Source organism: Salibaculum sp., from assembly GCF_035270045.1.
In the GTDB taxonomy this organism is placed as follows: Bacteria; Pseudomonadota; Alphaproteobacteria; order Rhodobacterales; family Rhodobacteraceae; genus Salibaculum.
In genome coordinates, this window is the sequence record NZ_DATFIP010000062.1 from 12,761 (window position 1) to 35,667 (window position 22,907).

Annotated in this window: 21 protein-coding genes and 1 pseudogene; 14 read left to right on the plus strand and 8 right to left on the minus strand. The window is 66.9% G+C overall.

Features of this window, described 5'->3' with window-relative positions:
- Positions 1-187 precede the first annotated feature (187 nt).
- The 5 genes from xylF (at position 188) to xylA (ending at position 6,171) form a co-directional block, all read left to right on the plus strand.
- Positions 188-1,213: a D-xylose ABC transporter substrate-binding protein gene (gene xylF, locus VJ897_RS11220; protein WP_324055754.1), complete on the plus strand. Its 1,026-nt coding sequence runs from the start codon at positions 188-190 to the stop codon at positions 1,211-1,213.
- A 134-nt stretch (positions 1,214-1,347) separates the two neighbouring features.
- Positions 1,348-2,658, plus strand: coding sequence for a sugar ABC transporter permease (locus tag VJ897_RS11225; RefSeq protein WP_324055755.1), 1,311 nt, complete (start codon positions 1,348-1,350; stop codon positions 2,656-2,658).
- Positions 2,658-3,425, plus strand: a complete 768-nt coding sequence (locus tag VJ897_RS11230) for an ATP-binding cassette domain-containing protein (protein WP_324055756.1) — start codon at positions 2,658-2,660, stop codon at positions 3,423-3,425. The genes VJ897_RS11225 and VJ897_RS11230 overlap by 1 nt, the downstream gene beginning before the upstream one ends.
- Positions 3,426-3,429: 4 nt before the next feature.
- Complete coding sequence (gene xylB / locus VJ897_RS11235; RefSeq protein ID WP_324055757.1) at positions 3,430-4,869, plus strand: xylulokinase; 1,440 nt, start codon at positions 3,430-3,432, stop codon at positions 4,867-4,869.
- Between the two features lie 3 nt (positions 4,870-4,872).
- The gene (gene xylA / locus VJ897_RS11240) at positions 4,873-6,171 is read left to right on the plus strand and encodes a xylose isomerase (protein ID WP_324055758.1); all 1,299 of its coding nucleotides are present in this window, start codon (positions 4,873-4,875) and stop codon (positions 6,169-6,171) included.
- A 16-nt stretch (positions 6,172-6,187) separates the two neighbouring features.
- Here the strand turns inward: xylA and VJ897_RS11245 are convergent, their stop codons facing one another.
- Positions 6,188-6,520, minus strand: a complete 333-nt coding sequence (locus VJ897_RS11245) for a hypothetical protein (RefSeq protein ID WP_324055759.1) — start codon at positions 6,518-6,520, stop codon at positions 6,188-6,190.
- 20 nt (positions 6,521-6,540) lie between these two features.
- On the opposite strand from VJ897_RS11245, the pseudogene VJ897_RS15275 reads away from it, so the two are divergent.
- Positions 6,541-6,597: pseudogene (locus VJ897_RS15275) on the plus strand (hypothetical protein); the annotation flags it as partial.
- Positions 6,598-7,152: 555 nt separating this feature from the next.
- Here VJ897_RS15275 and VJ897_RS11255 read toward each other — a convergent pair.
- Together VJ897_RS11255 and VJ897_RS11260 are read right to left on the minus strand one after the other, a co-directional pair.
- Positions 7,153-9,387, minus strand: a complete 2,235-nt coding sequence (locus VJ897_RS11255) for a xanthine dehydrogenase family protein molybdopterin-binding subunit (protein ID WP_324055761.1) — start codon at positions 9,385-9,387, stop codon at positions 7,153-7,155.
- 3 nt (positions 9,388-9,390) lie between these two features.
- Positions 9,391-9,852 (minus strand): (2Fe-2S)-binding protein, encoded by a 462-nt coding sequence (locus tag VJ897_RS11260; protein ID WP_324055762.1) that lies wholly within the window; start codon positions 9,850-9,852, stop codon positions 9,391-9,393.
- A 123-nt stretch (positions 9,853-9,975) separates the two neighbouring features.
- On the opposite strand from VJ897_RS11260, the gene VJ897_RS11265 reads away from it, so the two are divergent.
- Positions 9,976-10,518 carry a TetR/AcrR family transcriptional regulator gene (locus VJ897_RS11265; protein WP_324055763.1) on the plus strand — a complete coding sequence of 181 codons (543 nt, stop codon included), beginning with the start codon at positions 9,976-9,978 and terminating at the stop codon, positions 10,516-10,518.
- Positions 10,519-11,187: 669 nt separating this feature from the next.
- Here VJ897_RS11265 and VJ897_RS11270 read toward each other — a convergent pair.
- The gene (locus VJ897_RS11270) at positions 11,188-12,222 is read right to left on the minus strand and encodes a LacI family DNA-binding transcriptional regulator (RefSeq protein WP_324055764.1); all 1,035 of its coding nucleotides are present in this window, start codon (positions 12,220-12,222) and stop codon (positions 11,188-11,190) included.
- Positions 12,223-12,372: 150 nt separating this feature from the next.
- Here VJ897_RS11270 and VJ897_RS11275 point away from each other — a divergent pair, with 150 nt between their 5' ends.
- Genes VJ897_RS11275 through VJ897_RS11285 form a run of 3 tightly spaced genes read left to right on the plus strand, consistent with a single transcriptional unit; the run spans position 12,373 to position 14,576 of the window.
- Positions 12,373-13,446: a fatty acid desaturase family protein gene (locus VJ897_RS11275; protein WP_324055765.1), complete on the plus strand. Its 1,074-nt coding sequence runs from the start codon at positions 12,373-12,375 to the stop codon at positions 13,444-13,446.
- Between the two features lie 17 nt (positions 13,447-13,463).
- On the plus strand, positions 13,464-13,775 hold the full coding sequence (locus tag VJ897_RS11280) for a MocE family 2Fe-2S type ferredoxin (protein ID WP_324055766.1): 312 nt from the start codon (positions 13,464-13,466) through the stop codon (positions 13,773-13,775).
- Between the two features lie 3 nt (positions 13,776-13,778).
- Positions 13,779-14,576, plus strand: a complete 798-nt coding sequence (locus VJ897_RS11285) for a 3-methyl-2-oxobutanoate hydroxymethyltransferase (protein WP_324055767.1) — start codon at positions 13,779-13,781, stop codon at positions 14,574-14,576.
- On the opposite strand, the gene VJ897_RS11290 is transcribed toward VJ897_RS11285, so the two are convergent.
- From VJ897_RS11290 to iolC, 3 genes are read right to left on the minus strand one after another with little or no spacing between them, the layout of a single operon-like run.
- Positions 14,573-15,409 (minus strand): class II fructose-bisphosphate aldolase, encoded by an 837-nt coding sequence (locus tag VJ897_RS11290; protein WP_324055768.1) that lies wholly within the window; start codon positions 15,407-15,409, stop codon positions 14,573-14,575. The genes VJ897_RS11285 and VJ897_RS11290 overlap by 4 nt on opposite strands.
- Entirely contained in the window at positions 15,406-16,263 is an 858-nt protein-coding gene (locus VJ897_RS11295) for a 5-deoxy-glucuronate isomerase (protein ID WP_324055769.1), read from the minus strand. The genes VJ897_RS11290 and VJ897_RS11295 overlap by 4 nt, the downstream gene beginning before the upstream one ends.
- 9 nt (positions 16,264-16,272) lie before the next feature.
- Positions 16,273-17,253, minus strand: coding sequence for a 5-dehydro-2-deoxygluconokinase (iolC, locus tag VJ897_RS11300; protein ID WP_324055770.1), 981 nt, complete (start codon positions 17,251-17,253; stop codon positions 16,273-16,275).
- Positions 17,254-17,351: 98 nt separating this feature from the next.
- Between iolC and VJ897_RS11305 the strand changes: the two genes are divergently transcribed.
- From VJ897_RS11305 to VJ897_RS11315, 3 genes are read left to right on the plus strand one after another with little or no spacing between them, the layout of a single operon-like run.
- Positions 17,352-18,452, plus strand: a complete 1,101-nt coding sequence (locus VJ897_RS11305) for a Gfo/Idh/MocA family protein (RefSeq protein ID WP_324055771.1) — start codon at positions 17,352-17,354, stop codon at positions 18,450-18,452.
- Positions 18,449-19,342, plus strand: coding sequence for a TIM barrel protein (locus VJ897_RS11310; RefSeq protein ID WP_324055772.1), 894 nt, complete (start codon positions 18,449-18,451; stop codon positions 19,340-19,342). Before VJ897_RS11305 ends, VJ897_RS11310 begins: the two co-directional genes overlap by 4 nt.
- Before the next feature lie 13 nt (positions 19,343-19,355).
- Positions 19,356-20,513: a Gfo/Idh/MocA family protein gene (locus VJ897_RS11315; protein ID WP_324055773.1), complete on the plus strand. Its 1,158-nt coding sequence runs from the start codon at positions 19,356-19,358 to the stop codon at positions 20,511-20,513.
- Between the two features lie 49 nt (positions 20,514-20,562).
- Here the strand turns inward: VJ897_RS11315 and VJ897_RS11320 are convergent, their stop codons facing one another.
- Positions 20,563-21,555 carry a LacI family DNA-binding transcriptional regulator gene (locus VJ897_RS11320; RefSeq protein ID WP_324055821.1) on the minus strand — a complete coding sequence of 331 codons (993 nt, stop codon included), beginning with the start codon at positions 21,553-21,555 and terminating at the stop codon, positions 20,563-20,565.
- Positions 21,556-21,685: 130 nt separating this feature from the next.
- On the opposite strand from VJ897_RS11320, the gene VJ897_RS11325 reads away from it, so the two are divergent.
- On the plus strand, positions 21,686-22,747 hold the full coding sequence (locus tag VJ897_RS11325; RefSeq protein WP_324055774.1) for a LacI family DNA-binding transcriptional regulator: 1,062 nt from the start codon (positions 21,686-21,688) through the stop codon (positions 22,745-22,747).
- Positions 22,748-22,907: the final 160 nt, after the last annotated feature.

Here is a 22,907-nt window from a genome sequence, read left to right on the forward strand (position 1 = left end):
CAGCACAGAAATGCAGCATACCGCAAGAAACGATCCGGCTCGAAAAAGAATTCGGCCACATTTCCGGACCGCTTGTCAATTTTATTTTGACACGTGAAATTAATCAGGCAAGTTGTTGGGGCAGGGTCAAACGACTCGCGGCCCGCGCCCCGGAGGCGTCGGGTCACAGACTGGGAGGAGATACCAAATGCACAAGTCCATCATCGCCGCCACCGCCGCGGTCGTCGGCTTCAGTTCGGCCGCCCTGGCGCAGGACCTGACCGTCGGCGTCAGCTGGTCCAATTTCCAGGAAGAGCGCTGGAAGACAGACGAGGCGGCCATCGTCGCTGCCCTCGAAGAGGCCGGCGCCGACTACATCTCGACCGATGCGCAGTCCTCGTCGTCCAAGCAGCTGTCCGACGTAGAAAGCCTGATTGCCCAGGGCGCCGATGCGCTGATCATCCTGGCACAGGATGCCCAGGCCATCACCCCCGCGGTGACCGCCGCCGCCAACGAGGGCATCCCGGTCGTGGGCTATGACCGCCTGATCGACGACCCGCGCGCCTTCTACCTGACCTTCGACAACATCGAAGTCGGCCGGATGCAGGCCCGTGCGGTGTTCGAGGCGCAGCCGACCGGAAACTACGTCATGATCAAGGGTTCGGCCCAGGATCCCAACGCCGACTTCCTGCGCGGCGGCCAGCAAGAGGTCCTGCAGGACGCGCTGGATTCGGGCGACATCACTATCGTGGGCGAGGCCTACACCGACGGCTGGCTGCCCGCCAACGCCCAGCGCAACATGGAACAGATCCTGACCGCCAACGACAACGATGTCGATGCGGTCGTGGCCAGCAACGACGGCACCGCCGGCGGGGCCGTGGCCGCGCTGACCGCGCAGGGCATGGAAGGCATCCCGGTGTCGGGGCAGGACGGCGACCACGCCGCGCTGAACCGCATCGCCCAGGGCACTCAGACCGTCTCGGTCTGGAAGGATGCGCGCGACCTGGGCCGGGAGGCCGGCGAGATCGCCGTGGCCATGGCCGAGGGCGCCGAGATGTCCGAGATCGAGGGCGCTGTCTCCTGGACTTCGCCGTCGGGGACCGAACTGGTCGCGAAGTTCCTGGAGCCGGTACCGGTGACCGCCGACAACCTCGAGGTCGTGGTCGACGCGGGTTGGATCAGCCAGGAGTCGCTCTGCCAGGGCGTCGAGGCTGGCCCGGCCCCCTGCGACTGAGCGCTGGACCGAGCCGCGATTCCGGCGGGGCGGGTCCGGGTGACCCGCCCCGCCTTCCAGACAGGTGATCCATCCCGGCCCGGCCAGCCCCTTCGCGCGGCGGCGGGTCTGCCGGTCGAGCCGACAGGACAGACATGAGCGACACAGCATCCAAAGACCCTGACGAGGCCCTGCCCCAAAAGGGAAAACGCGGCCTTCTGGCCTCCCTGGAACTCGACATGCGCCTGCTGGGCATGATCGGGGCCTTCATCCTCATCGCACTGGTGTTCAACATCCTGACCGGGGGGCGCTTCCTGACCCCGCGCAACGTGTTCAACCTGACGATCCAGACCGTCAGCGTGGCCATCATGGCGACCGGCATGGTCTTCGTGATCGTCACCCGCCACATTGACCTGTCGGTCGGTTCGTTGCTGGCCACGACCTCGGCGGTCATGGCCATGCTGCAGACCGAATGGTTGTTGCAGATCTTCGGTTTCTCGCTGGGGCATCCGGCGCTGGCCTGGCTGGCCATCCTTGGGGGGCTGATCGCGGGTACGTTGATCGGTGCCTTCAACGGTTACCTGATCGGCTACCTGGCGATCCCGGCCTTCATCGTGACGCTGGGCGGGCTGCTGATCTGGCGCAACGTGGGCTGGTATCTGACCAACGGCCAGACCATCGGCCCGCTGGACGAGACGTTCACGATGTTCGGCGGCATTTCCGGCACGCTGGGCACCACCTGGTCCTGGGTCTTCGCGATCGCCGCCTCCGGGGCGGCGCTTTACGGCCTCTGGTCGGCCCGTCGCACCAAGCTGACCCACGACTTCCCGGTCAAGCCGCTCTGGGCCGAGGGCGCAGTCGGTGCGCTGGTGGTGGCAGCCATCATGGGTTTCATCTGGTTGCTGAATTCCTACGAGGTGCCGCGCCGCGTCCTGGAACGCGACTTCGAGGCCCGGGGCGAGGTTCTGCCCGAGGGTTATACCGCGGCCTATGGCCTGCCGATCTCGGTCCTGCTGCTCATCCTGGTCGCGCTGGTCATGACCATCGTCGCCCAGCGCACGCGGCTGGGGCGCTATATCTTCGCCACCGGCGGCAATCCCGACGCGGCGGAGCTGTCGGGCATCAACACGCGGCTTCTGACGGTCAAGATCTTCGCGATCATGGGCTTTCTTTGCGCCCTCTCGGCGGTCGTCGCCTCGGCGCGGCTGTCATTCCATTCCAATGACATTGGCACCCTGGACGAGCTGCGTGTGATCGCTGCCGCGGTGATCGGCGGCACAGCCCTGTCCGGCGGGATCGGCACCATCTACGGTGCCATCCTGGGCGCGCTGATCATGCAGTCGCTGCAATCTGGCATGGCCATGGTGGGCGTCGATGCGCCCTTCCAGAACATCGTCGTGGGGGCGGTCCTGATCCTGGCTGTGCTGATCGACATCCTCTATCGCAAACGGACAGGAGCCAAGTGATGGTCGACCGTTCAGGAACGCCGCTGGTTGAACTGCGGGACATGCAAAAGGCCTTCGGCGGCATCAAGGCCGTCGACCATGTCAGCATCGACCTCTACCCGGGCGAGGTCGTGGGCGTGCTCGGCCACAACGGCGCGGGCAAGTCGGTGCTGATGAAGATGCTGTCGGGGGCCTTGCCCCGTGATGCCGGTGATATCCGCATCAACGGCGAGACGGCGGTCATCAACAACCCCCGCGATGCCCGTGCCTACAACATCGAGACGATCTACCAGACCCTGGCGCTGGCCGACAACCTGGATGCCTCGGCCAATCTTTTCCTGGGGCGCGAGCTGACCACCATGACCGGTCTTGTTGACGATGCCGCGATGGAATCCGAGACGCGCAAGATCATGGGCCGGCTCAATCCGAACTTCCAGCGTTTCAGCACGCCGGTGTCGGGCCTCTCGGGGGGGCAAAGACAATCCGTCGCCATCGCCCGCGCGGTCTATTTCAACGCGCGGATCCTGATCATGGATGAACCCACCGCCGCGCTCGGACCGGCCGAGACCCGCATGGTCGCCGACCTGATCCACGAGTTGAAGGCGCAGGGGCTGGGCATTTTTCTGATCGACCACGACGTCCACCAGGTCAAGGAACTGTGCGACCGCGCAGCCGTGATGAAGAACGGCAAGCTGGTCGGCGACGTGGTCCAGGTGGCCGACGTGACCACCGACGACCTGTTGGGCATGATCATCGCGGGCAAGGCGCCCGAGGGCGTGGCGGCCTGATCCCATGACCACCTTCCTTGGACTGGACCTCGGGACCTCGTCGCTCAAGGCGATCCTGACCGATGAACACGATGCGCTGCTGGCCGAACACAGCGTCCCGCTGACCGTGTCGCGCCCGCATGACGGCTGGTCCGAGCAGGACCCCCGCGCCTGGGAGGGCGCGGCCGAGGCGGCCATCGCGGCGGTTGCCGCGCAGGCCGATTGCAGCACCCTGGCCGGGATCGGCCTGTCGGGTCACATGCACGGCGCCACGCTGCTTGGGCGGGACGGGGCGCCGCTGCGCCCCTGCATGATGTGGAACGATACCCGGGCCGAGGCTCAGGCCGCGCACATGGACGCTGACCCGCGCTTTCGCGCGGTGACCGGCAACATCGTCTTTCCCGGCTTCACCGCGCCCAAGGTCGACTGGGTGCGCGAGAACGAACCGCGGGTCTTCGACCAGATCGACAAGGTCCTGTTGCCCAAGGACTACCTGCGCTTCTGGCTGACAGGTCAGGCCGTGTCCGAGATGTCGGATGCCGCCGGGACAAGCTGGCTGGACACCGGGGCAAGAGACTGGTCCGACGATCTGCTGTCCGCCTGCCGGTTGTCGCGTGGACAGATGCCGGCCCTGGCCGAAGGCTCCGATGTGACGGGCAGACTGCGGGCCGATCTTGCGCGGCGCTGGGGTCTGCCGCAGGTGCCGGTTGCAGGCGGGGCAGGGGACAACGCCGCCGCGGCCATCGGCGCGGGTGTCGTGAAGGACGGCCAGGCCTTCCTGTCGTTGGGCACCTCGGGGGTGCTTTTCGCGGCCAACGCGGGCTATCGTCCGGACCCGGCCAGCGCCGTCCACGCGTTCTGCCACGCGTTGCCCGAGACCTGGCACCAGATGGGTGTGATCCTGGCCGCGACGGATGCTCTGGAATGGCTGTCCCGGCTGACCGGGCGCAGCGCCGCCGACCTTACCGCCGGGCTGGGTGATCTGCGTGCGCCGGGGCGGGTGCTGTTCCTGCCTTACCTGGGCGGGGAACGCACGCCGCACAACGACGCGCATATCCGCGGCCAGTTCCTGCACCTCGATCATGCCACCGACGCGACCGAGGCCGCGCGGGCCGTTCTGGAAGGGGTCGCCTGCGCCTTTGTCGACAACCGTGATGCACTGGCGGCCACGGGCACGCGAATATCGCGGGCGCTGGCGCTGGGCGGCGGGTCGCGTTCGGCCTACTGGCTGGACTTGCTCGCCTCGGCGCTGGGGGTGCCGCTGGACGTGCCGGAGGCCGGGGACTACGGCGCGGCCCTGGGCGCGGCGCGGTTGGGGCGCATGGCGGCCACCGGCGCGGGCCCCGAGATCGCCACGCCGCCGCCGATTGCCCGCACCCACGAGCCCGACCCGGCGATGGCAGCCCCCCTGGCCGAGGTGCAGGCCCGCTATCGCACCGCTTACCACAGGCTGAAGGACCTTTAGGAGATGACCGGATTTTTCGACGGGATCGACCCGATCCGCTACGAGGGCCCGCAAAGCGACAACGCGTTCGCCTATCGCCACTACGATCCCGAAGAGGTCGTGCTGGGCAAGCCAATGAAGGACCACCTGCGCTTTGCCGTGGCCTATTGGCATTCCTTCGCATGGGAGGGCGGCGATCCCTTCGGTGGCCAGACCCTGATCCGGCCCTGGCAGCCACAGGACAGCATGGAGCGCGCGCGGCTAAAGGCCGATGCCGCTTTCGATCTGTTCGAGATCCTGGACGTTCCCTATTTCTGCTTTCACGATGCCGACGTGCGCCCCGAGGGCGACAGTTTTGCCGAAAGCCGCGCCCGGCTGGAGGAGATCACCGATTACTTCGGCCAGAAAATGGAGCAGACCGGCACCGGCTTGCTCTGGGGGACGGCGAACCTGTTTTCCCACCGGCGTTTCATGTCCGGGGCGGCGACCAATCCCGACCCGGAGGTCTATGCCTATGCCGCGGCCACGGTGAAATCCTGCCTCGACGCCACGCATAGACTGGGCGGGCAGAACTACGTGATGTGGGGCGGCCGCGAGGGCTACGAGACCCTCCTGAATACCGATCTGGCCCGCGAACGCCAGCAGGCCGGGCGCTTCCTCGCCCAAGTGGTGGATTATGCGCGCAAGATCGGTTTCAAGGGCCAGCTTCTGATCGAGCCCAAGCCGCAGGAGCCGACAAAGCACCAGTATGATTACGACGTTGCCACTGTTTACGGCTTCCTCAAGGACTTCGGCCTGGAAGACGAGGTCCGGGTCAACATCGAATGCGGCCACGCGGTGCTGGCGGGGCACAGCTTCGAGCATGAACTGGCCCTGGCCGGGGCATTGGGCATCCTGGGGTCCATCGACATGAACCGCAACGACTACCAGTCGGGCTGGGACACCGACCAGTTTCCCAACAACGTGCCCGAGGTGGCGCTGGCCTACTACGAGATCCTGCGCGCCGGCGGCCTGGGCCGGGGCGGCACCAATTTCGACGCCAAGCTGCGGCGCCAGTCGATCGACCCCGCCGACCTTGTGCTGGCCCACGTGGGGGGCATGGACACCTGCGCCGCGGGCCTCAAGGCGGCCGCGCGGATGCTGGAGGACGACACCCTGGAGGCCGCCCGCCGCGACCGCTACGCGGGCTGGGACGGATCGGACGTGCTGGAGCAGGATCTCGAAGGTCTGGCCCGGCGGGTCGAGGACCAGGGCATCGAGCCTCGGCCCTGCTCGGGCCGGCAGGAACGGCTGGAAAACCTGGTCAACCGCTACGTGACCTGAGCGATGCAGGGCCGCGTCACGCCTTTTCGGCGCGCGGCCCCGCCCAGATCGCGGCGAACAGTGTGATGGCCGCCGCAAAATCCGTGCCGAGGATGGCCCAGAGCACCCATCCCGGCACCGGGCCGGGGCCGGACAGTTCCAGGATGGTTCCGGCCATGCCGCCCAGCATGCAGATGAAAGCCAGCCAGGCGACCCAGAGCTTGCCCCGTGCCAGCCCGGCATAGAGCGCCAGGTAAAGCACGGCCGGGAACAGTAGGAACTGCCCGATCGGCGCGAAGCCCGACAGGATCGCGCCCGCGACATGCAGGGCGGCACTGATCAGCAGGAAAACACCGGCGGTGCGCATCATGTCACTCCTCCTCGGGACAGGGGGTTCCGGCGACGCCCCAGGTCAGCACATCGGTGACATGGGTCCTGAGCGAATAGGGCGCCGGTTCGCGGGTGCCGCCTGGCTGCCAGCCCCACAGGACGAAACCCTGATGGCCCGCGTCGGTGACCAGGTGCTCGGCCAGACCCATCCAGTCGCGCCCGCCGGTGCGTTCGGGGTCCGACATCTGGGCGCATATCTCGGCGGAACTTTGGCCGAACCAGGCGAACTCGGCCGGTGGCAGTCGCCAGGGCAAGCCCACCTGGGGGGCGGCATGGGCACGCGTGTTGGGCTGGTCGGATCGGGCGTGGCAGGTGGAACAGACCATGGTCTCGATGCCCATGCGGCTGGCCCCGGCCTGCACGTTCATGCCGTGGGGTTTCGGGCCGTCCTCGAAAGACGGCCCCGACCACATCGGAATCCCCGCCGCGCCGACATGGCAGTTGGCGCAGCGCGGGTGGCTGACGACCTCGTGGATGCGGTCCCATGCAGCCAGCCCTTCGGCGCGGGTGGCGGCCCCGGGCGGCTCCAGCGGGATGTCGCCCGGCGTTTCGGCCAAGGCCGGGGCGGCGAAAAGGCTGGCGGCGAGAAGGGCGGTCAAGCGCATGGGACTCTCAGGCAAAGGTGACGGTCTTGTTGAAGGGCATCCCGCGCAGGCGCGTGCCGGTGGCCGCGAAAATCGCGTTGGCCAGCGCGGGCGGGGCCGGGGGCACGGGCGGTTCGCCGATCCCGGCAATACTGGCCCGGTTCTGCAACACGCGGACCTCGATCTCGGGCGTCTGCCAGAGCCGCATCCCCGCGTGCTGGTGAAAGTTGGACTGTTGCGCCATGCCGTCGGCATATGTGACCTCGCAGTTCATGGCATGGCCCATGCCCCAGATCACCCCGCCCTGGATGTGGTTCTCGATGTTGACCGGGTCGATCACAGGGCCCGGATCGGCCACGGCCCAGACCTTGCGGATGCGCAAGCCGTCCTCGGTCTGTTCGACCTCGGCGATCTCGGCCACGTCCACCCCGAAGCTGCGCACAAGCGCCACGCCGAGCCCGCGGTTCGGGCCGGGGTCGCGGCCCCAGCCGGCCATCTCGGCGGCCGCCGACAAAACGTCGCGGGCCACCGGGTCTGTGATCAGGCGCAGGCGTTCCGCGACCGGGTCGGCGCCCGCGGCATGGATCAGCTCGTCAAGGAAGGTTTCCAGGAAGAACCCTCCGAAGGAGGCCCCGACAGACCGCCAGGAGGACACCGGCGCGAGGTCCGGCACGGCATAGCCGCGCACCCGGAAATCGGGAAGGGCATAGGGTGCCGAATAGGCCCCGGCGCCCAGCTGGTTGTCGGGGCCGCTCATGGCCGCGCCCATCCGGCCGCCCTGTGAGGCGAAGACCGGTGCGCCCGCGATCTGCAGGTCCAGGGCGCGGACCCGGCCATTCGCCACCGCGCCGCGCCCGCGCGCCATGGCGATATGGCGCGGGAAATCCTGGGCGAAGTCCTCCTCGCGGGTATAGGTCAGCTTGATCGGCGTGCCGCGCCGCTGGTTGGCGATCTCGCAGGCCCGCTTGATGTGCTCGAACTCCAGCCGGTGCCCGAAGGAGCCTCCCGCGTACTGGTTGACGAAACGCACCTGATCGGCGTCGTGGCCGGTGATCCCTGCGGCGACGGTCTGCACGAAGCGCGGCAACTGGTGGCCGGTGGCGATGTCGACGCCGTCCTCGGTCACCGTGACGAGGGCGTTGAGGGGCTCCAGCGGCTGATGGGCGACATAGGGCGCGCGATACTCGGCCTCGATGACCTGGTCCCCGCTGGCCGCCCCGGCGTCCCCGTCGTCGCGCCACGTTGCGTTGAGCCGCGCGTCGGTGAAGGAGGCCGAGACCTCGGCCCAGTGGTCGGCTTGCTCGGCATGATAGGGCGCCGGACCCCAGTCGAAGTTGATCGCGCGGGCGGCCTTGAAGGCGCGCCAGGTGCTGTCGGCCAGAACGGCCAGCCCCCCGGTCACTTCGACCACGCCCTGCACGCCGGGCATTTCCAGTGCCGTGCCGGCATCATAGCCAAGCATTTCGCCGCGGCGCGGGTTGGTCACGACAGTGGCATGGACCATGCCCTCGGCCTCAAGATCGATGCCATAGACGGTGCGCCCCGTGGACTTGTCGAGGATGTCCAGACGCTCCGTCGGCTGGCCGACAAGGCGCCAGTCCGAGGCCGGGCGCAGGGCGACCTCCTGTACCGGGTCCAGCGCGCCGGCCTCGGTCGCCAAGTCGGTATAGGCCAGCCGCGTGCCATCGGGCAGGACCACGGCGCCGCGCTCGGTCGTCAACTGCTCGACAGGCAGGTTCGAGCGCTGGCTTGCCGCCAATTTGAGTGTTTCGCGCGCCGAGGCCCCGGCCTGGCGCAGCTTGTCGAAACTGTCGGCGGCGGCGGTCGACCCGCCGGTGCCCTGAATCCCCGCGATCTTGAGCGCCGCGCCCATGGGGCCGCGCACGGTCTCGGCTGCCAGGGGCGTGAGGGCGGCCACCACATCCGCCCCCTCGGCGGCAAAGCCACGATTGTAGTAGGCGGCGGCTGGCTCGCCGAATTCGGTCGTGAACTGGTCAAGTTCGAGGTCCAACTCCTCGGCCAGAAGGATCGCCTGCATGTGGGTGGTGCCCTGGCCAAGGTCGGCGTGGGGGGTGATCAGCGTGATCCCCTTCGGGCCGATCTTGATCCAGGGGTTGAAGGTGGCCTGTTGTGCGGTGACATCATCGGCCAGCGGGTTTTCGTGCGGGCGCGCCACCAGGTAAGAGCCGAAGACGACGGCGCCGCCCACGACGGTCGTGCCGATCAGGAAACCGCGGCGGGACAGGGTTTTCAGGCGGGACATGAATCAGGCTCCCATCTTGACGGCGGCGAGACGGATCGCCTGGCGGATGCGCAGATTTGTGCCACAGCGGCAAAGATTGCCGGACATCGTGGCATCTATGGTCTCGTCCGAGGGGTCGGGATCGCCCGCCAGCAACGAGGCCGCCTGCATGATCTGCCCGGCTTGGCAATAACCGCACTGGGCGACCTGGGTTTCGACCCAGGCTTCCTGAACGGGGTGCAGCGCGTCGGTGTCGCCGGCCAGACCTTCTATGGTGACGACATCGGCGCCTTCGAGGCTGCCGATGGGGTGCTGGCAGGCGCGGGCCGCGACCCCGTCGAGGTGAACGGTGCAGGCGCCGCATTGGGCGATGCCGCAGCCATACTTGGTCCCCATCATGCCCAGTTCGTCACGCAGCACCCACAACAGCGGGGTATCGGACTCCGCCGCCACATCGTGTTCGGTTCCATTGACCGTGATCTTCATGATGGCTTGCCTCCGCACTGGCGTTTCCTAGGCTTGACAACCTTACATAATTTGACCGATTGTCAACAGCGCCTGATTGACTTTGCGGGCTGCTTGCTGTCTCTCGCTGACCCAATGAGCCACTTGACCGATCCCACCCTCGATGCCGCGCTGCGGGTCGTTTCGCGTTACGGAATGCGGCGCACGACCATGGCCGATGTTGCCCGCGAGGCGGGGGTGTCGCGTCAGACGCTCTATGACCGGTTCGGCGACAAGGACGGGGTCATGGCAGCGGCCATCGGTGTGATGGGGGCGGAGATCTGCGCGCGGCTGTCCGCCGCCTTTGCCGAGGCCCCGGACCTGGGCGCGAAGATCGATGCCTATTACCGGTTGGCCGTCTGGCCGGTCTTCGACATGATGGAGACCCTGCCGGATGCCGCCGACCTGGAGCGCGGCTTCGGTCCCGCCTCGCAGGCCGCATCGCAAGAGGCGGAGGATGAAAAGCAGGCACTGTTGGCTGAAATGCTGCGCGGGGCGCTGCCGCCCGCATGTCCCCCGCCCGAGGATGTGGCGGCCTTTTTCGAACAGGCCACCAGCCGGGCCAAGATGTCGGGCGTTGCACGACCCGACTTGGCGCGATTCCTGGCCGTGCTCAGGGCGGCGGTGCTGGCCATGGCGCGACCATGAGCGGAGGGTGGCCAAGGGTCCTGAAAGGCTCGTCCTGGTGTCCACGAAACGGCCGGGTGAAACCTGCTGAACCGCTTTGTTGCGCGTTGTCTGTTATCCCGTTTCTCCGGGATGATCGCCGGCGGCCGGTCGCATCGGGCATCCCGGCCCCATGGCCCGGCGGCGGATCGCGCGGCCATGTCCCGGGAAGAGATGTGCGGGTGCAGGCGTTACTGAACCGGCACTCGAAAGAGATTTGCCCGTGCTCTGGCTGGGCGCCACTTATGCAAGGCTGCGCGCCCCGAGGACGCGCGCCGGCGCACGGGACCGCATCAATGGCGTGAACCTCAGGGTGCTCCGGTTCGAACCGGGCGTCCCGATTGCCATGTCGCTGTCCCGACAGCCATCCACGATCCCGCTGAACCCGTCAAGTTCCGGCCGCCTGATCGGTGCTGGGCGAAGGCAGCCAGGGAGCACCGAGGTGCCATGACCTCGATGCCAGTGTCGCGCGAGGTGTTGAGATGACGCGCTGCTGGACGTCTTCTCATGCCGCCCGCGGCAGACCTCCTCCGCCGCGACCGGGGCCGCGTTTTGCACCGGATTTCTCACATGGTGATGACGCGGGAAAGGCCGGCCGGGGTTCGGCCCAGGCTTCCATCCGGGGGACGGAGATATCTTCCGGGGGCGGGATCAGACGGACTCGGGCACCAGAAGCGTCGGCTCCAGAATGTGACGGTCGGGGCCGGGCCTTTCGCCGGGGGCGACGGATGCGCTCGCCATGGCCGCCAGCAGATCACCGCAGAGCTGTGTGATCGGGGTGGCGACGGCCATGGTGACAATGCCGTCGGCCAGCGCGGCCCGGCTGTCGGCGGTCAGTTCGTTGACGACCAGCGCCACCTTGCCCGGCGGGCGGCTCTCGCGCAGGGCGGCGATGGCGCCTTCCATGCCGCCCCCGGCCACGTAGATGCCCCGCAGGTCGCCGTGCCGGGACAGCAGGTCGAGCGTTGCCTCGTAAGTCACCTGGCGGGTTTCCAGGTTCACCGCGGTATCCAGCATCCGCAGCCCCGGTGCATGGTCGCGCAGCGCGGCGCGGCAGCCGGTCTCGCGCAGGACCTGGCCATGCCAGCGGCTGCCGCCCACGAAGACGGCGACCTTGCCCGGGGCCGGGGCGGTCGCCGCGATTGTCCAGCCGGCGATACGGCCCGCGCGCAGATTGTCTAGGCCGAAATACTGGCTGCGCGCCGCCGTCGCGAAATCGTTGAGCAGGGCAAAGCAGGGCGTGCCGGCCGCGCGGATCCCGGTGATCTTCCGGTCGACCAGGGGATGGTTGATGGCCGACCCCGCCACGGCATCGGCGCCCTCGGCCGCCTGATCGAAGGCGGCGGCAAAATCCTCGGGCGCCTGCGACGGCGAGAAGACAATGCGCGGCCGGATGTCATGGCCCTGGGCGGCGGCGCATGCCGCCTCGATCTGCCGGGCGAAGCCGTCGTAGAAGGGTTGGGCCTTCTTGTGCAGCACGAAGCCGAAGCGCAGAACCCGCGCCGGCGGTGCCTGTCTTGCGGCGATCAGACCGGTGGCGTGGTAGCCGATGCGCTCGGCGGCCGCGGCCACCCGGGCGGTTGTGCCCGTGCTGACATTGGCGCGGCCGTGCAGGACGCGGTCGACCGTGGCCACGCCAACGCCGGCGGCGCGGGCCAGATCGGCGATGGTAGGGCGTTTCGACATGCGGGTGCCTTGATGAGATCACATCAATCAGGTCTGAAATATTGATGTAAAATGATAGAAATGCAAGGACGAGGGGCAGGAAGGCTGACCCGGGTTGTGTAGTCTTTCCTCCATCAGTGGGTGCACCCTGCGGAGGAGATGGAGATGAGCATGCGCGACTATTCCTTGCTGGGCCCGGACGCGGAGCGGGCGACGGAAACCGGCCTGGCCGCCGCCGAGTGGTATCACACGGACATTTCCCGAAAGGAGATGAAGGACCTGATGAAACGCGCCGACCAGCCCGCGATCCGCGATACGGTCCTGCTGTTCGGCGCGATGGTGCTGTTCGCCGGGGCGGGCATCGCGCTTTGGCCGTCGTGGTGGTCGGCGCCGTTCTGGCTCGCCTATGGCGTGCTCTACGGGTCGGCCATGGACAGCCGCTGGCACGAGTGCGGCCACGGCACGGCCTTCAAGACGCGCCGCTACAACGACTGGCTGTATCATGTCGCCAGCTTTTGCATGATGCGCAACCCGCATACCTGGCGCTGGTCGCACGCGCGCCACCATACCGACACGATCATCGTCGGCCGCGATCCCGAGATCGCGGTGATGCGGCCACCCGATTTTGCCCGGCTTGTCGCAAACCTCTTCGGGCTGGTGGATGCCTGGAACGCCGTGGGTCGGATGCTGCTGAACGCCGCCGGACGCCTGCATCCTGAAGAGGCGACGTTCATCCCTGAAACCGAGCATCACAAGGTCATCCGGGTGGCAAGGGTCTGGGTGGCGATCTACGCCGGGACCATCGCGCTGGCGCTGGCGCTGGGTTCGATCCTGCCGCTCATGGTGATCGGGCTGCCCCGGCTCTACGGGGCCTGGCACCATGTCATGACGGGCCTGTTGCAGCACGGCGGGCTGGCCGAGGACGTGATCGATCATCGGCTGAACTCGCGTACCGTCTACATGAACCCGGTCAGCCGCTTCATCTACTGGAACATGAACTACCACGTGGAACATCACATGTTCCCAATGGTGCCCTATCACCAGCTGCCCCGCCTGCACGAAACGATCAAGCATGACCTGCCCGCGCCCAATCGCTCGATCCCGCAGGCGCTGGCCGAGATGATCCCGGCGCTCTGGCGACAGCTGAGGAACGAGACCTATTTCCTCGAACGCGAGTTGCCCGCGACGGCCAGGCCTTATCGCGAGGACTTTCATGCCACCGCACTCGGCACGGCCGCACAATAGCAGAAGAGAGGATGACAATGACCCAATGGATCGACGCCTGCGCGACGAACGATATCGACGAAGAGGACCTGGTTCGTTTCGATCATGACGGACGCACCTTCGCGATCTACCACAGCCCCGAGGGTGAGTTCTTCTGCACTGACGGGCTTTGCACCCACGAACAGGTCCATCTCGCCGATGGGCTGGTGATGGATTACGAGATCGAGTGCCCCAAGCACAACGCCACCTTCGATTACCGCACCGGCGAGGCCAAGCGCGCCCCGGCCTGCGTCAACCTCAACACCTATCGCACCAAGGTCGAAGGCGGCCGGGTCTGGGTCGAGGTCTGAGGCATGTCGATGTATCACGCCCGCCCGACCGTGGCCGACCTGCAGGGGCGCAAGGCGGCGGGCGACAAGCTGACCATGCTTTTCGTCGAAACCGAGGACGAGGCCCGCGCGGCCGCCGAGGCGGGGATCGACATGCTGTCGGTCGTTGCCCCGCTATGGTCGCCCGCGATGCGGGCGGCGGCGGGCGACTGTTTCGTACAGGCCGGCCTGCTCTACGGTGAACTCTGCACCGGCGAAGACTACCTGCGCGCGGCCCATGCGGCGATGCAAACCGGGGCTGATTGCGTCTATTGCGCGGCTTCGCTCGATATCCAGAAACTGCTTTGCGACAACGGCATACCGGTCGTCGCGCATGTTGGTCTCGTCCCCAGCCAATGCACGTGGACCGGCGGGTTCAAGGCCGTGGGCAAAACCGCAGAAAACGCGCTGGCCGTCTGGTATCATGTCAAGCGGCTGGAGGACATCGGCTGTTTCGGCGCGGAGCTGGAGGTCGTGCCGGACCGGGTGGCCCGGGTGATCGCGGACCATACGCCGTTACTGCTATTGGGCATGGGGGCGGGGGCGCATGCGGACGCGCAATACCTCTTCACCGAGGATGTGTTGGGTCACGGCGTCAACAAGCTGCCGCGTCATGCCAAGGCCTACCGTGATTTCGCGGCGGAGTTCGAGCGACTGCAACGCGAACGGGTGGCGGCCTTCGGCGAATTCAAGGCGGATGTGAAATCCGGCGGCTTTCCAGGGCCGGAGCATTCGGTCGCGATCCCCGAGGCGGAATTCGAGGCCTTCCTGGCCGGGCTCTAAGGTCGGTCGGGACGCAGCCCCCCTATGACCTGTCGCGCCTCGTTCACGATCGCCGCCTCGGTTGCTGACAGGATGTCGATCCGGTCGAACAGGTCCGGGTCCGACCCGAGCGTCTTGCGCAGCGCCGCGCCGAAAGCCATGCGCAATTCGGTGCCGATGTTGAACTTGCAGATGTGGCTGTGCGCGGCAAGGTCCGCGCGCAGGGTGTGGGACAGCCCCGATCCGCCGTGGATGACCAGGGGCGTATCGGTGACGGCTTCGATCTCGGCCAGTCGGCCGCGGTCGATCCGGGCTTTCCGGTCCCGTTGCAGATGGACGTTCCCGATGGACACCGCCATGGCGTCCACCGCGGTTTCACTCGCGAACCTCGCGGCCTCTTCGGGATCGGTCCCTGCGGACGCCGCACCATCGTGGTAGCCGACGAAGCCGATCTCGCCCTCGCAGGACACCCCTGCCGCATGGGCCATTTCGACGATGGCGCGGGTCCGGGCGATGTTGTCCGCCAGCGGCAGGCGCGAGCCGTCGAACATCACCGAGGTAAAGCCGAGCGCGATGGCCTGCCGGCATTCCTCGATGGTGGTTCCGTGGTCCAGATGCAGCACGACGGGGACGGCCGCCGCATCAGCCAGCGCATGAAATATCGCCGCCCAGACGGGCAGGGGCATGTGCGCCCGCGCGCCCGGGCCGGCCTGAAGCACGATGGGCAGACCCTCGGCCTCGGCCGCGGCGACATAGGCGCGGGCGTCCTCCCAGCCCTGGCAGACGACACCCGCCACGGCATAACCCTCCGCGAGGGCCGGTTGCAGGACCTGCGCGAGCGTCGCGCGGGTCATTTGAACTTGGCCACCATGTCCATGATGCCGGGGATGGTGTGCAATTGTTCGGCGTGGGTCGGCTGGAAATGCTGCTTCAGGCTGCGCTGGGACAGCCCGCCGAGGATGGTGAAATAATACATCTCGTAGCCCGGAAGCACGCAGCAGGGATGATAGCCCTTGTCGATCAGCACGGTGGAGCCGTTCATGACGTGGTAGGCATCGCCCGGCTCGTTGTCGGAGCGTTGCAGCATTTGCAGCCCCGAGCCGTAGTCGGGCTTGAAGCGGAAGTTGTAGGTCTCGTCGTGCCGGGTTTCCGTCATGTCCTCGCCGGGGCCATCCCGACGGTCGGTATCGTGCTTGTGGCTGGGAAAGCCAGACCAGCCGCCGGCGCCCACGGTGAACAACTCGCTGACCAGAAGCCGGCCCACCCTGTCATGATGTCCTGCGCCCAGAATATGCTTGATCTTGCGATGGGTCTTGGTGTCGTCGGACCCGTATTGCACCAGGTCAAGGTCGGCGCTGCGCACCGCGAAGGGTCTCAGCGTTTCGGCGTATCTGGCCCCCGCAACGAAGACCTCGGCATCGGTGCGCGCGGTAATGCGGGCGCCGGTGGCCGTGGGCACGTAGACCCCCTCGGGATCACCGTCCCAGACATCCGCGACGCGATTCCCGATCTCCGCGTATGTCTCGCCGCTCACCTCGACATCCACGGTGCCGGTGGCGGGCACGACGCAGGTTTCGTAGCCGTCCAGCTTGTAGTCGAATGTCTCGCCGGCCCTGAGCTTGACGATGTTGAAGTAGTTGAGCGGGACAAGGTCGTGATCCACGTCCACGATGGGCCGGTTGGCATTGTCGAAGGGGGGGATATGCATGTTCGCCTCCTATGCGGGCTGGGTCATTTCGGTCTGGTCCATGAAACGGTCGATCTCGTCGGGCGTGGGCATGGCCGGGGCGCATCCCACTCGGGACACGACGATGGCGGCGGCGGCCGAGCCGCGGGCTACGGCCCCGGCCACGTCGTGCCCCTCGGCCAGGGATGACAGGAACCCGGCCATGAAACTGTCGCCCGCGCCGGTGGGTTTCAGCGCCTTCGAACGGTAGATGCCAGTGCGCGTCTCGCCCTGGGCGGTGATCGTAACAGCGCCGTTTTCGCCCATCTTGTAGACCACGACCCGGTCATTTTCCGCGGCCAGCGCGCGGGCCTTGTCCAGCCCCTTGTCATAGTCGCCAGCCATGAAGCCGAATTCCACGTCATTGCCGATGATGATGTCGCACAGGTCGGCGGCGCGGGAATAGACCTGCGCCGCTTCCTCGGCCGAAGCCCAGCTGTAGGGGCGGTAATCCACGTCGAAGACCAGCGGCAGATCGGCGGCCCGGGCGCGCTCGAAGGCGGTGAAGCAGGCGCCGCGCGAGGGTTCGGCCGCCAGCACCGTTCCGGTGGTGACCAGTGCCGAATAGCCCCCGTAGGGCAAGCCGGCCACGTCGTCCGCGACCATTTCGAAATCGGCGGCACCGTTGCGGTAGATCACCGATTGCGTATCCTCCAGGCGGGTCTCCACGATGGCCAGTGAATTGCGCGCCTCGCCGCCCTCGACGCGGACGAAGCGTCGGTCGATGCCGTAATGGTCCAGTTGCTTCAGGCAGAACCGTCCCACGGAATCGTCCGACACACGCGTGACCAGCGCCGCGTCGCAGCCCGTGCGTGTCAGACCCGCTGCGATATTGGCCGACGACCCGCCGAGCGCGGCGGTGAACCGCTCAGCCTCTTCCAGCGCCGTGCCGGGCGGGTCTGCATAGAGGTCCATCCCCGCCCGACCAATGACGAGAAAGGCTTTTCCGCGAAGCCTGTCCAGGTTGGCCATGCGATCCCCCGATTTCATGTTGCGACTGCATGGCGGTGACGATACACGTTTTGCAACCGGTTGCAACACGAGTCGGCCGGAGGTTACGGGAGGAAATCATGACCGAGATCGGCATTGGCATCATTGGCGGCGGCTACATGGGAAAGGCGCATTCCGTGGCCATGGCCGCGGTCGGCGCCGTCTTCGAAACCAGACTGCGTCCCCGGCTCGAGATGATCGCGGCCTCGAGCCCCGAAAGCGCCGAATCCTATCGCGCGGCCTTCGGATTCAATCGCGCGGCGCCGGACTGGCAGGCGCTGGTCGACGATCCGCAGGTCGGCGCCGTCATCATCGCCTCGCCCCAGGAAACCCATCGCGAGATCGCCGAGGCTGCCATTGCCCAGGGCAAGCCCGTCCTGTGCGAAAAGCCGCTGGCCGACACCATCGAGGACGCCCGCGCGATGGTCGCGGCGGCCGAGGCGGCGGGCGTTCCGAACATGATGGGCTTCAACTACAGTCGCACACCGGCGACGCAATTCGCCCGACAGTTGATCGCGGAAGGAACGCTGGGCGATGTCACCTGGCTGCGGCTCGAGCATACCGAGGACTTCCTGTCGGACCCGGCCACGCCGTTCAACTGGCGCTGTTCGGGGCGCGCCAACGGCAACATGGGCGATCTGGCTCCGCATCCGATCAACGCGGCCCTTGCCCTGATGGGGCCGATCGCCAAGGTCTCGGCGGATATCGAAACCGTCCATTCGGACCGCCCCGGCGGCGCGGTGGACAACGACGACCATGCACAGATCATGTGCCGCTTTGCCAACGGGGCCATGGGCCATATCTATTCCAGCCGCATCGCCACGGGCCGCAAGATGGGATATGCCTACGAGGTGACGGGAACCAAGGGTGCGATCCGCTTCGACCAGGAAGACCAGAACGCGCTCTGGCTCTATTTGGCCGAGGGTCCCGAGGCGACGCGCGGCTTTCGCAAGATCCTGACCGGGCCGGCCCACCCCGACTATGCCCCGTTTTGCCAGGGGCCGGGGCATGGCACCGGCTACCAGGACCAGATCATCATCGAGGCCAAGGATTTCCTGACCGCCATCGAGACCGGCCAGCCGGTCTGGCCGACCTTCCGCGACGGGCTGGAGGTGGCCGAGGTGGTCGAGGCGGCCATGACCTCGGCGGAAACCGGACAATGGACAAAGGTGAACGCATGACCATCGAGATCGGCAATGCGCCCTGTTCCTGGGGCGTGGAATTCGCGGACGATCCGCGCAATCCGCCCTGGCGCACGGTGCTGCGGGACTGTGCGGCGGCGGGCTATCGCGGCATCGAGCTTGGCCCGGTTGGCTACATGCCCGAGGACCCGGTGGAACTGGGTGAGGCGCTGGCCGAACACGACCTGTCGCTGATCGGCGGTGTCGTCTTCCGGCCCTTTCACGACCGCGAACAGTGGCGCGACGTGCTGGACGGGGCCGAACGCACCTGCAAGTCGCTGGCCAGTCACGGCGCCAGGCACCTGGTCCTGATCGACAGCATCTCACCGCGCCGCGCGCCCACTGCGGGCCGCGCCGACGAGGCCGAACAGATGGACGCCGCAGAGTGGAAGGCCTTTCGGGAACGCATCGAATATGTCACCCGGATGGGGGCCGAGGTCTATGGCCTGACGGTCAGCATTCATGCCCATGCCGGCGGGTTCATCGACTTCGAGCCGGAGTTGGACCGCCTGCTGGGCGAGATCGACCCGGATCTGTTGAAGATCTGTTTCGACACCGGCCATCATTCCTATGCGGGCTATGACCCGGTGGCCTTCATGAAGCGCCATGTGGATCGTATTTCCTACATGCACTTCAAGGATATAGACCCGGAAGTGAAGGCGAATGTGGTCGCCGATCGCACGGATTTCTACACCGCCTGCGGGCAGGGCATCTTCTGCAAGCTGGGCGAGGGCGACGTGGATTTCCCCGCTGTGCGGCAGGTGCTGACTGCGGCGGGCTTCGATGGGTGGTGCACGGTCGAACAGGATATCGACCCCACCCTTGACGTGACCCCGCTGGAGGATGCGCAGGCCAACCGTGCTTACCTGCGCTCCATCGGCTTCGAGTGAAGGAGACCACGACATGACGAAACTGCGTTGGGGCATGATCGGCGGGGGCGAGGGTAGCCAGATCGGACCCGCCCACCGCCTGGGGGCCGGTCTTGATGGCCTGTTCGATTTCACCGCCGGGGCGCTGGACCATCGCCCCGAGGCGGGCCGCGCCCATGGCCAGCGCCTGGGCCTGGCTGCCGACCGGTCCTACGGCGATTGGCAGGAAATGCTGAAAGGTGAAAAGGATCGCGACGACCGGATCGATCTCGTCACCGTGGCCACGCCCAATGCGACCCATTTCGAGATCACCAAGGCCTATCTGGAGGCGGGGTTTCACGTGCTTTGCGAGAAACCCATGACCATGACCGTCGAAGAGGGCGAGGAGATCGTGAAGATCGCCCGCGCCACCGGCCGGATCTGCGCGGTGAACTACGGCTATTCGGGCTACAGCCTCGTGCGCCACATGCGGGCCATGGTGGCGCGCGGCGACCTTGGCAAGATCCGCATGGTGAAGGCCGAATTCGCCCATGGCCATCACGCGGATGCGGGCGATGCGGACAACCCGCGCGTGCGCTGGCGCTATGATCCGGCGCAGGCCGGTGTCAGCGCGCAGTTTGCCGATTGCGGTATCCATGCGCTGCACATGGCGTCCTTCGTCATCGGGCAGGAGGCCCAGCGGCTGAGCGCCGACACGGTCAGCTGCATCGAAAGCCGCGAGCTGGAAGACGATGCAATGGTCAACCTGCGCTTCGACGGTGGCGCCGTGGGGCGGCTCTGGACCTCGTCCGTGGCGCTGGGGCGTCAGCACGGGCTGACACTTCAGGTCTTCGGCGAAAAGGGCGGGCTGGCCTGGGCACAGGAACAGCCCAACCAGCTGCGCTGGATGCCGCTGGGGGGGCGCGTGCAGATCATCGAGCGCGGCGAGGCGGGGCTGTCCCCCGCCGCCGACCGAACCAGCCGCGTCGCCATCGGGCATGCCGAGGGGATGCCGCTGGCCTTCGCCAATATCTATGCCGATCTGGCCGAGGCCATCCGGGCCGAGAAAGAAGACCGCGAGATGGACCCCGCGGCCAATCTCTATCCCCGGGCCGAGGACGGGTTGCGCTCCATGGCGGCGGTCTTTGCCGTGGCCGCAAGCGGCAAGGCCCAGGGTGCCTGGACCGACGCCCGCCCGCCGATTCTGCGATAAGTCCGCTGCCCTGCGGAGATGGACATCCGCGCGCGGGCCGGGCGACCGCCTAGCTCGGCTCTCGCAAGGTCGCCCGCTCCACCAGAGTGCAGGGCAGCATCCGTGTCACTGGCGGCCTCGGTCCCTCGGCGATACTGGCCTCGATCAGCGCGACCGTGTCGGCCACGATCTCGGCGATGGGCTGGCGGATGGTGGTCAGGGCGATATTCTCCCAACCCGCCATCTCCATGTCGTTGAGGCCGAGGATACCGACATCGCCCGGTACCCGGTGCCCTGCATCGCGGATGGCGCTCAGCGCCCCTATGGCGATCACGTCGTCACCGCAGAACCAGGCCTCGGCGACGGGACCGTCGTGCAGCAGCGCCCGCATGGTGTCGCGCCCGGCGGCAAAGGCATAGGCGCTGGTACAGCGTGCCCCGGCAAATGCAGCGCCCGCGCGATCCCGGAAACCGGTCAGGCGGTCCTGCGTGGTGCTGGCCTCTTCCGGGCCGCCCAGGAAACCGATGCGGCCGTAGCCGCGCGTCAGAAGCGTCTCGGCGGCCAGGTGCCCGGCGGCGACGTTGTCGATGCTGACAAGGTCCGTATCCGGCGCATTGCGCGACCAGCCGAAGGCGTGGACCACCGGCAGCCCCGCTTGCCGGAAGGCCGCGGTGAAATCCGGTGGCAGGGTAGAGGAGGCGACAATCACCCCGTCAACGCTGTATTGGCGCAGCATGTCCAGCGAACGTTCCGCATCGCCCGCGTGGGCCAGGTTGACGAGCAACGGACGCAGGCCCGCCGATTGCAGCGCCTGTGTGAACCGGTCGAAAATTTCCAGGAAATAGGGGTTGGAGAAGTTGTTCGAGACCAGTCCGACCAGCTTGGTTCGGCCCGTGGTAAGGCTGGAGGCAAGCACGTTGGGGTGATAGCCAAGCGCGGCGGCAGCCTCTTCGACCCTTGCGCGGGTGCGAGCCGAGACCGAGGCGCCGACGGTGAAGGTCCGTGACACCGCGGATTTCGATACGCCAGCGCGCGCGGCGACATCCTGTAGCGTGACAGCCATCGATCCTCGGACGTTCTGTTCCACTACACCAGCAAACCGGGTCGGCCGCCGTGTTGCAACCGGTTTCACGCATTTCATGATGCCATGCCGCGTTTTGCGGCATTGCAAAGGGTGCCGCCCGTCATCCAAGATGGATCTACAGGAATTCTTCGGGGGGATGAGCATGGCACGGCGTCCGACGATAAGGGATGTGGCCCGCGAGGCGCAGGTCAGCGTCTCGACGGTGGACAGGGCGCTCAACGGGCGCGTCGCCGTGCGCGAGGATACCCTGAAGAAGATCGCCACAGCGGCCCACCGCGTGGGCTACCATGCGCGTGGCCTGTTCGATCACCGCCTGGTGGAGACCGTGCCCGAGATGCGCCTCGGCTTCGTGCTGCTGAAGGAACGGCAGGAGTTCTACCGGAATTTCCACGCCGAGATCGAACGGGCCGTGGCGACGCGCGCCGATATCCGCGGCAAGGCCGAGATTCGCTACGCGCAGTCCCAGTCACCCGAGGAATTCGCCGATATCCTTCATGCTCTGGGCCGCAGCTGCGATGCCGTGGCGGCCATTGCCGTAAACGACCGGCGGCTGGACCAGGTGGTCGAGGCGCTCAAGCGCGAGGGTGTCGCGACATTTTCGTTGCTCAACGATTTCGCGCAGGGAATTAGGAGCAATTACATAGGCCTGAACAACATGAAGGTAGGGCGGCAGGCGGCCTGGATGATCACCCAGACGTGCCCCGTTCCGGGCAAGCTGGCGATTTTCGTGGGGGGCAATCGCTGGCATGGGCACGACCTGCGAGAGGTGGGATTCCGGGCCTTCGCACGCGAACGCGCGCCGACCTTTCCGGTGCTGGATACCCTGGTGAACCTGGAGACCCGGCAACTGACATACGAGGCGACACTGGACCTGCTGACCCGTCACGCCGACCTGCGCGGCATCTACGTTGCGGGCGGCGGCATGGAGGGGGCCATCGCCGCCCTGCGCGAGGCCCGCGCGCCCGGCGAGGTGGCGCTGGTGGTCAACGAGGTGACACAGGAGAGCCGCGCCGCGTTGCTGGATGGCTACCTTCGGATGATCATCTCGACCCCGCTGGCCGAACTTTGCGACGACGTCGTCAGGCTCATGGTCAGAACGCGATCCGGCGACGACGGCACCATCGGCCAGCACTTTCTTGATCCCCGTATCATTCTGCCCGAGATCGCCTGAGCACCCGCAGGAATGACGAAAAAATGTCATTTTGCATGCGCGGAAAAACGTCATGAATGAGTGAAAGGACCGACCCCCGCGTTGACGGAATCGCCGCGGCGCGTTTTGACTTCTGCGACAAGGAGGCGCACCGGGAGGGCGCCCGGGAGGGGGATCGTCG